This is a genomic window from Pseudomonas aphyarum (genome assembly GCF_028657055.1).
GTDB classification, from domain to species: Bacteria; Pseudomonadota; Gammaproteobacteria; order Pseudomonadales; family Pseudomonadaceae; genus Aquipseudomonas; species Aquipseudomonas aphyarum.
Genome location: NZ_JAMDGS010000009.1, coordinates 280405 through 288597 on the forward strand (window position 1 = coordinate 280405; position 8193 = coordinate 288597).

The window sequence follows — 8193 nt, forward strand, 5'->3', positions numbered from 1 at the left end:
CAGCTCAATAAGCGATGCGGATATCGGTGAAATCCAGTTCGCGCTCGGTTTCCGGCGACTGCCCTTCATCGAACAGCAAACGGTGAATGCGCCGCGCCGATTCCTGAAACGCCACGCCACCGAGGCTGTGCAGATCGTATTGATGGCTGTGCACTTCCGCCCTCACCCGGCCCGGGTGCGGCGACAACAGCAGGATGCGATTGCCGACCACCAGCGCTTCTTCAATCGAGTGGGTGACGAACAGCAAGGTGAAACGAACCTCCTCCCAGAGCAGCAGCAACTCCTCCTGCATCTTGCGCCGGGTCAGGGCGTCCAGCGCGGCGAACGGTTCGTCCATCAGCAGGATTTTCGGCTGCATCGCCAGCGCCCGGGCAATCGCCACCCGCGCCTTCATACCGCCGGACAAGGTGTGCGGATAGGCATCGGCGAACGCGGCCAGACCGACCTTTTCCAGATAGTGCAGCGCACGCTCTTCGGCTTCCTTTTTCTTCAACGTGCGCGAGGCCAGCAGCGGAAACATCACGTTCTGTTTGACGGTTTTCCACGGCGGCAGTTGATCGAACTCCTGAAACACCACGATCCGGTCCGGCCCCGGCGCGTCGACGCGCTGGCCCTGCAGACGGATCTCGCCCTCGCACGGCGCAATGAACCCGGCGACGGCTTTGAGCAACGTGGATTTACCGCAGCCGGACGGGCCGAGCAGCACGAAGCGATCCTGTTGATCGACTTCGAAACTGACCTGGTGGGTGGCCCGCACGACGCGCTGCGGCGTGCGGTATTCGAGGCTGACCTGGTCGACCGCCAACAGCGCTTGCGCGGTGGCGATCGGGTTGCTGGCCGCGTGGCCTTGCAAAGGGGCGTTCATGTCGATCAGCTCCCTTGCAGCGGTTTGGCGTCCTGGAAGAAGTAGTCCTTCCACGATTCGGGTTTGTTCTTGATCGCGCCGACGCGGTAGAGGAATTCGGCGAGCGGGTAGGTGTTTTTCGGCGTGACGCTGAATTCGAACTGCGGGTTGTCGATGATTTTCAGCAACGCGGCGCGGTCGATCTTGGCCTTGGTCACGCGGATGTAAGTGTCCGCCGCCGCGCCTTTATCGTTCTGCGCAAATTGCGCGGCTTCGGTCAGGGCTTCGACGAACGCCTTGTAGGTTTTCGGGTTCTCGTTGCGGAATTTCTCGGTAGCGAACAGCACGGTCGGCGAGTTCGGGCCGAGCACGTCATAGGAGTTGAGCACCACGTGCACGTTCGGGTTTTCCAGCGCCTGATCCTGGAACGGCGGGTTGGAGAAGTGCCCGGTCAGCTCGGTGCCGCCGGCGATCAACGCCGCAGTGGCGTCCGGGTGCGGAACGGCGATGGTGTACTTGTCGAGGCGATTGAATTCCTTGTCGCCCCACTGCTTGGCCGCCGCGTATTGCAGGAAGCGCGACTGCACCGAAACGCCCACCGCCGGCACCGCGATGCGGTCCTTCTCGGTGAAGTCGGCGATGGTTTTGACCTTGGGATTGTTGCTGACGAGGTAGTACGGGAAGTTGCCCAGCGAGGCCACGGCTTTGACGTTCTGCTTGCCGTGGGTGCGATCCCAGATCGTCAGCAGCGGCCCGACACCGGCGCCGGCAATGTCGATGGAACCGGAGAGCAGCGCATCGTTGACCGCCGCGCCGCCGGACAGCTGGGTCCAGTCGACCTTGATGTCGAGGCCTTCCTGCTTGCCGTACTTCTCGATCAGTCCCTGATCGCGAACCACGTTGAGCAACAGATAGACAATACCGAACTGCTCGGCGATGCGAATTTCACCTTCGGCGTGGGCCACGGTCGGCGCCACCAGGCTGCCGGCGATCAGGCTGAAACCGAGGCCGATGGCCGCCGCCAGCGGTGCGAATGGAAGACGTTTGGACATGATCGGATCTCCGGCAAATCAGAAAGGCGCGTCGCCCTGGATGGTGGTGCGATACAGCTTGCGGCGCAGGTGCGCAGGGCAACCGGCGGCAAGGTGGATCAGCGAGCGGTTGTCCCAGAACACCAGGTCGTGGGGCTGCCATTGATGGCGATAGATGTTCTGCGGCAGCACGCTGTGGGCGTAGAGCTCGTCGAGCAGTTGTTGGCTCTCGTCTTCCGGCAGGCCGACGATGCGGGTGGTGAAGCCTTCGCTGACGAACAACGCCTCGCGGCCGTTTTCCGGATGGGTGCGAACCACCGGGTGCACGACTTCGGCGACCTGAGCCAGTTGCTCCGGGGTCAGGGTCGGGCGCCAGTTGCCTTCGAATTTGGTTTCGCTGTAGCGCGCGGTGTAGGAATGCGCCGCCGAACGGCCTTCAACGGCATTGCGCAGCGCGTCGGGCAGGCTGTCCCAGGCTTTGTGCATGTCGGCGAACAGGGTGTCGCCGCCTTCGGACGGCAGCTCCTGGGCGTGCAGCATCGAGCCGAGGCTCGGCAGCTCTTTATAGGAAAGGTCCGAGTGCCAGAACTTGCCGGCATCACCGAGGCCGATGTTCTGGCCGTTCTCGACGATGTTGGAAACGATGAGGATTTCCGGGTGATTGGCCAGCAGGAACTGCTTGAGTACGTGGATCTGCAACACGCCGAAGCGGCGGCTGAAATCGATCTGCTGTTGCGGAGTGATGCGCTGGTCGCGGAACACCACGACGTGGTGATCGAGGTGCGCGCGGTGGATGCGGGCGAAGTCTTCGTCGTTGACCGGACGGGTCAGGTCGAGGCCGATGATTTCGGCGCCGACGGCACCGCTGAACGGGCGGATCTCGAAGGTTTGCGGCGCGACAGTCGCGGCGCTTGGGGTAGCAGTAGCTGCGGACATCAATCAATCTCCCACGCACGGCGCGCTCAAGGGCGCGCGCGTCGATCAGAAACTCACGCTGGATTGCGTGTTGGTTCGTGTCGTGCGGCGCGCCGATTGGTCGGCAGGTACGCAGGAGGCTGACTTTATAGCTATAAGAAGCGGAATTTAAATACTGTTAACGAATAACGATATGGCGATTGCTTAGGAATGGACTGGATGGTGAGTGACCATTTGTGTCACTTACTGACAGGGATGTGGTGTTCAAACTGACGCTATCGCTGGCAAGCCAGCTCCCACGGGGATCTCGGTTCGAACACAATTGTGTGTTCATTAAAGAACTCTGTGGGAGCTGGCTTGCCAGCGATGAGGCCCGAAAGGCCAATGAAGATCTAGCGTTCGTGCAACGCCTCGGCGCGCGCCCGAATGATCGGCTTGAGCAGATAGCTCAGCACGGTCTTCTTGCCGGTGATGATGTCCACCGACGCCACCATCCCAGGGATGATCAGCAACGGCTTCTCGTCAGTGCCAAGATGGCTGCGCTCGGTGCGCAGCTTGATGACGTAGTAGGTGGTTTTCTTGTCTTCGTCGGTGATGGTATCGGCGCCGATCTGTTCCAGCTTGGCCTTCAGACCACCGTAGATGGTGTAGTCATACGCGGTGAACTTCACCGTGGCTTCCTGACCCGGATGCAGGAACGCGATGTCCTGCGGGCGGATCTTCGCTTCGACCAGCAGGGTGTCGTCCAGCGGTACGATTTCCAGCAGGTCGCTGCCCGGCTGGATCACGCCGCCGATGGTGTTGACCAGCATCTTGTTGACGATGCCCCGCACCGGCGAGGTGACGAGCGTACGGCTGACCCGGTCTTCCAGCGCCTTGCCGGTGGCCTGGGCCTTGTTCAGGTCGGTGCGCGCTTCGTTGAGCTGAGTCAGGGCCTCACTGCGGAACTTGCCGCGAGTCTCGTCGATCTTGCGCTGCACTTCCTTGATCGCCGATTCGGCGCGCGGGATTGCCAGGGTGGTGGCGTCGAGCTGACCACGGGTTTCCACTTCGGCACGCTTGAGTCGCAGCACTTCCACCGGCGACACCGCGCCCTGAGCCACCAGCGGCTCGGACATGTTGATTTCCTGGCGTTGCAGGCCGAGTTGTTGGCGGTACTGCGCCTGCTTCGAGGTGAACTCGCGCAGCTCTTGCTGACGCTGGATCAGTTGTTCCTGCAAACCACCAACTTCGTCGTGCAGTTGCTGACGACGGCTGATGTACAACGATTCTTCACTTTTCGCCTGACCCGGCACGGCTTTGAGCACGTCCTCGGGGAAATTCAGCGGACGGTCATCGACCTCGGCGCTCAAGCGCTCGACCCGCAGCAGCATCGACAGTCGATCAGCCTCGGTTTCGCCGACGTTTGACGCAAAACGCGTGTCATCCAGGCGAACCAGAGGTGCGCCGGCCTCGACGATCTGACCTTCCTTGACGAACAGCTCGGAGACGATCCCGCCCTCGAGGTTCTGGATTTTCTGGATCTTCGACGAAGGAATCGCCTTGCCGTCGCCCTTGGTCACTTCGTCGATGACGGCGAAGTTGGCCCACAGCATCAGGAACACGAAGAAGCCGATGATTGCCCAGATCGTCAGGCGCACCACGCGCGGCGCGTCCTCGATCAAGGCCTTGTTGACCTCCGGCAGCGGCTGGCCCTGCAGCGATGCCGAGCCTTTGAAGTAGCGGCGGATCGAATCCTTGAAACCCGACTTAAGCAACACTGATCTGCCCCTTCTTCAACGCTTCCATGACGGCCGCTTTCGGGCCGTCGGCGAGGATCTGTCCACGGTCGACCACCAGCAGGCGATCGACCAGCGACAGCAGCGATGCCCGGTGCGTCACCAGCACCACGGTTTTGTTTTCCACCACCGCCGCGAGGCGTTGCTTGAGGCGTTCTTCGCCGGTGTTATCCATGGCGCTGGTCGGTTCGTCGAGCAACAGGATCGGTGGATTGAGCAACAGCGCCCGGGCCAGAGCGACGTTCTGCCGCTGACCGCCGGACAGGTTCTGCCCGCGCTCGCCGACTTGCAGCTCATAACCCTGTGGATGCAGGCGGGCGAATTCGTGGACGCCGGCCAGTTCAGCGGCCTGCAGGACAAGCTCGTCCTCGACGTAACGGGCGCCGGAAACCAGGTTGTCGCGCAGGGTGCCGGCCAGCAGCTGGATGTCCTGCGGCACATAGCCGATGTTGTAGCGCAGCTCGCTGACGTCGATCTGGCGGATGTCGACGCCGTCCACCAACAACGCACCGTCGTCCGGCTGATAGAGGCCGACCAGCAGTTTTGCCAGTGAGCTTTTGCCGGAACCGCTGCGGCCGATGATGCCGATCTTCTCGCCGGGACGGATCACCAAGTTGATGTTCTTCAGCGCCGGGTTCTGTTGTTCCGGGTAGGTGAAGTTGAGCTGGCGGCATTCGATCGCGCCTTGCAGAACCTTGCGGCTCAGTGGGCGTTCTTCGAAATTGCGCTCTTGCGGCAACTCCATCATCTGGTCGACCGAGGTCATGGTCACCCGCGCCTGCTGGTAGCGGGTCAGCAGACCGGACAGCGACGCCAGCGGGCTGAGGGCGCGGCCACTGAGCATGTAGCAGGCGATCAGGCCGCCCATGCTCAGGTTGCCGGCGATGATCTGGTACACGCCGAAGACGATCATGATCACCCCGGCCAGTTGCTGGATCAGCAGGGTGATGTTCATCGCCAGACCGGAAAGCATTTTCACCCGCAACTCGAGGCGGCTGAGGGTGCCGATGGTCTGTTCCCACTGATACTGGCGTTCGCTTTCGGCGTTGTTGACCTTCACCGCGTCGAGGCCGGCGAGGGTTTCGATCAGGCTCGACTGGCGCTCGGCGCCGAGGGCCATGGTGCGTTCCATGGTTGCCACCAGCGGCTTCTGCAACGCGTAGCCGATCAGCAGCGCAATCGGGAAGGCCAGCACCGGAATCCACACCAGATGCCCGCCGAGAATCGCAATGACGATGAAAATGAGGATGGTGAACGGCAGGTCGATCAGACTGGTCAGGGTCAGCGAGGCGAGGAAGTCGCGCAGGCTCTGGAACTCGTGGATGTTCTGGGCAAAGCTGCCAACCCGCGCCGGGCGGTATTTCATGGCCATGCCGACGATGCGTTCGAACAGCGTGGCGGAGATGATCAGGTCGGTTTTCTTGCCGGCCAGATCCAGGCACAGGCTGCGCAGGCTCTTGAGGATCAGGTCGAACATGTAGGCGCCGGTGATGCCCAGCGCGAGGACCCACAGGGTCGCTTCGGCCTGGTTCGGCACCACGCGGTCGTAGACGTTCATCACGAACAGCGGCGCAGCCATGGCGATGATGTTGATCAGGAAACTGGCGGCGATGGCGTCGGCATACAGCCAGCGCGAACGCTTGAGGGTATCGCGAAACCACGACCGCGCACGCGGGATCAGCGTGCCGTGGTTGACGTCGAATTTGTGCTGGGGCTGGGCGAAGAACACTTTGCCGGTGTAGTCGTCGGCCAGCAGCTCGCGGCTGACCAGGGACTCGCCGCCGTCGCTTTCGCTGAGCAGCACCCGCGCTTCGTTCTCACCCTGCCAGCCGAGCAGGACGGCGCTGCGGCCATCCTTGAGCAGCAACAGCGCCGGCATGGCAATCGCCGGAATTTCTTCCAGCTTGCGTTGCAGCACCCGCCCTTGCAGCCCGGCGCGCGCCGCTGCACGGGGCAGCAGCTCGACACTCAGGCGTTGTTTGGGCAGCGGCAGGCCGGTGGTCAGCATCGCCGCGCTGGCGGGTTTCTGGTGCAGCATGCAAAGAGCGAGCAGACCATCCAGTAACGGATCGTCGTGCAACGCGCGTGGATCATGACTGAGATGAACTCGACTGACTTCTGATTCCACGCTCTGCACTCTTAACGGTTGAAAAGGGACAACTCAATTCATCCCAGGCAGCTGGACCTTGGGCTTCACGTCGTTCTGCACAACGGATGCCAATGGTGCGACCACTCCCTGGCTCTTGAGTAACTCGCCCATGGTCGCCTTGATTCGGTACTGAGTAAATAACTGAATGTTTTTGATCTCGGCCAGACGGCGCGAAGCGGTGAACAGCTCGTTTTCGCTGTCGAGCAAATCCAGCAGGGTACGTTCGCCGAGGCTGAACTGACGCTGGTAAGCGGTGCGCACCGAGGTGCTGTGATCAACGTACTGCTGAGCGATCGGCACCTGAGCGTTGGCGTTGTTCAAGGCGTTCCAGGCCAGGCCCAGTTCTTCATTCAATTGACGCAAGGCGTTGTTGCGGATGTCCAGCGCCTGGTTCGACAGGTAGGACTTGGATTCCAGATCAGCCTTGTTGCTGCCACCGGAGTACAGGTTGAAGCGCATGCGCAGCATGGCCTGCCATTCGTTGTTATGACCGTTCTGGCCGTCGAGGTCGTTGTCGGCAGTGCGGCCCAGCTCGGCGTCGAAGCGCGGGTAGAAGGTCGACTTGGCGGTCTCGTACTGCTTCTCGGCAGCGGCGATGTCGGACTCGGCCGAGCGCAGGATCGGGCTGTTTTCCAGCATCTGCGCGCGGGCTTCATTCAGGTTGGCCGGCATCATCGCCATGAACGGCGCCGGACGCTCCAGTTGATCGGGCATCTGGCCGACGGCGCTGAGGAAATTGGTTTCCGAGTCGGCGAGGTTGGTCTGCTCGGTGATCAGGTTGTTGCGGGCCTGGGCCATACGCGCTTCGGCCTGATCGAGGTCGGCACCGCTGCCGACGCCGCGCTGGGTGCGCAACTGGATCTGGTCGTAGATGCGCTGGTGACTCTTGAGGTTTTCTTCGGCCAGACGCACGAACTCGCGACGGGTCAGCACATCCAGGTAAACCTGGGCCACGGTCAGCGCGGTGCGTTCGGAAGTGCCGAGCAAGGAATAGGCGCGGGAGTTGACGGTGGCTTGTTGACGCCCGACTTCGCTGGACGTCGCAAAACCGTCAAAGACCATTTGCGACAGACGCAAACTTGACTCGCTGCGGTTCAGGGTTTCCCAGTGATTGCCGCCACCGGCAGCACGGGTGGTGACGCTGTCGGTGCCTTCACGGCCATAACCGCCCAGCAGATCGACCTTGGGCAGGTATCCACCTTTTGCGGCCTTTAACTGATAATCCGCGGCCAAACGACTGTTCACGCCTGCCTGGATTTCCGGATGGACATCCAGCGCCTGCTGCATGGCTTCTGGTAAGGATTGTGCTTGTACGAAAGACGCGGCGAGAGCGAAAGGCAATGCCTTGAACAGGTGCGAACGCATGGTAAGGATTTCCCAGAACTTCTTGTCGTGAATCACAGCAAATAAGGGTGCTGCGTCGGATAATGGCAACCGGAATGACCGTATGTCGGAAAGTTTAAAACCGGAACTGGA

The 8193-nt window shown here is 61.5% G+C and carries 6 protein-coding genes; all 6 read right to left on the reverse strand.

The annotated features are described in order from the left end of the window. Window positions 1–4: 4 nt before the first annotated feature. The 6 genes from M5G18_RS14115 to M5G18_RS14140 all read right to left on the reverse strand — a co-directional run bounded on the left by M5G18_RS14115 (window position 5) and on the right by M5G18_RS14140 (window position 8082). On the reverse strand, window positions 5–865 hold the full coding sequence (locus M5G18_RS14115) for an ABC transporter ATP-binding protein (protein WP_007957720.1): 861 nt from the start codon (window positions 863–865) through the stop codon (window positions 5–7). Between the two features lie 5 nt (window positions 866–870). Next, on the reverse strand, window positions 871–1896 hold the full coding sequence (locus M5G18_RS14120) for an ABC transporter substrate-binding protein (RefSeq protein ID WP_007957722.1): 1026 nt from the start codon (window positions 1894–1896) through the stop codon (window positions 871–873). Window positions 1897–1914: 18 nt separating this feature from the next. Then, window positions 1915–2811 carry a TauD/TfdA dioxygenase family protein gene (locus M5G18_RS14125; protein WP_273897847.1) on the reverse strand — a complete coding sequence of 299 codons (897 nt, stop codon included), beginning with the start codon at window positions 2809–2811 and terminating at the stop codon, window positions 1915–1917. A gap of 371 nt (window positions 2812–3182) precedes the next feature. Then, window positions 3183–4550: an HlyD family type I secretion periplasmic adaptor subunit gene (locus M5G18_RS14130; protein WP_011331851.1), complete on the reverse strand. Its 1368-nt coding sequence runs from the start codon at window positions 4548–4550 to the stop codon at window positions 3183–3185. Beyond that, window positions 4540–6696: a type I secretion system permease/ATPase gene (locus M5G18_RS14135; RefSeq protein ID WP_045121845.1), complete on the reverse strand. Its 2157-nt coding sequence runs from the start codon at window positions 6694–6696 to the stop codon at window positions 4540–4542. The genes M5G18_RS14130 and M5G18_RS14135 overlap by 11 nt, the downstream gene beginning before the upstream one ends. Before the next feature lie 33 nt (window positions 6697–6729). After that, window positions 6730–8082, reverse strand: a complete 1353-nt coding sequence (locus tag M5G18_RS14140; RefSeq protein ID WP_007957732.1) for a TolC family outer membrane protein — start codon at window positions 8080–8082, stop codon at window positions 6730–6732. Window positions 8083–8193: the final 111 nt, after the last annotated feature.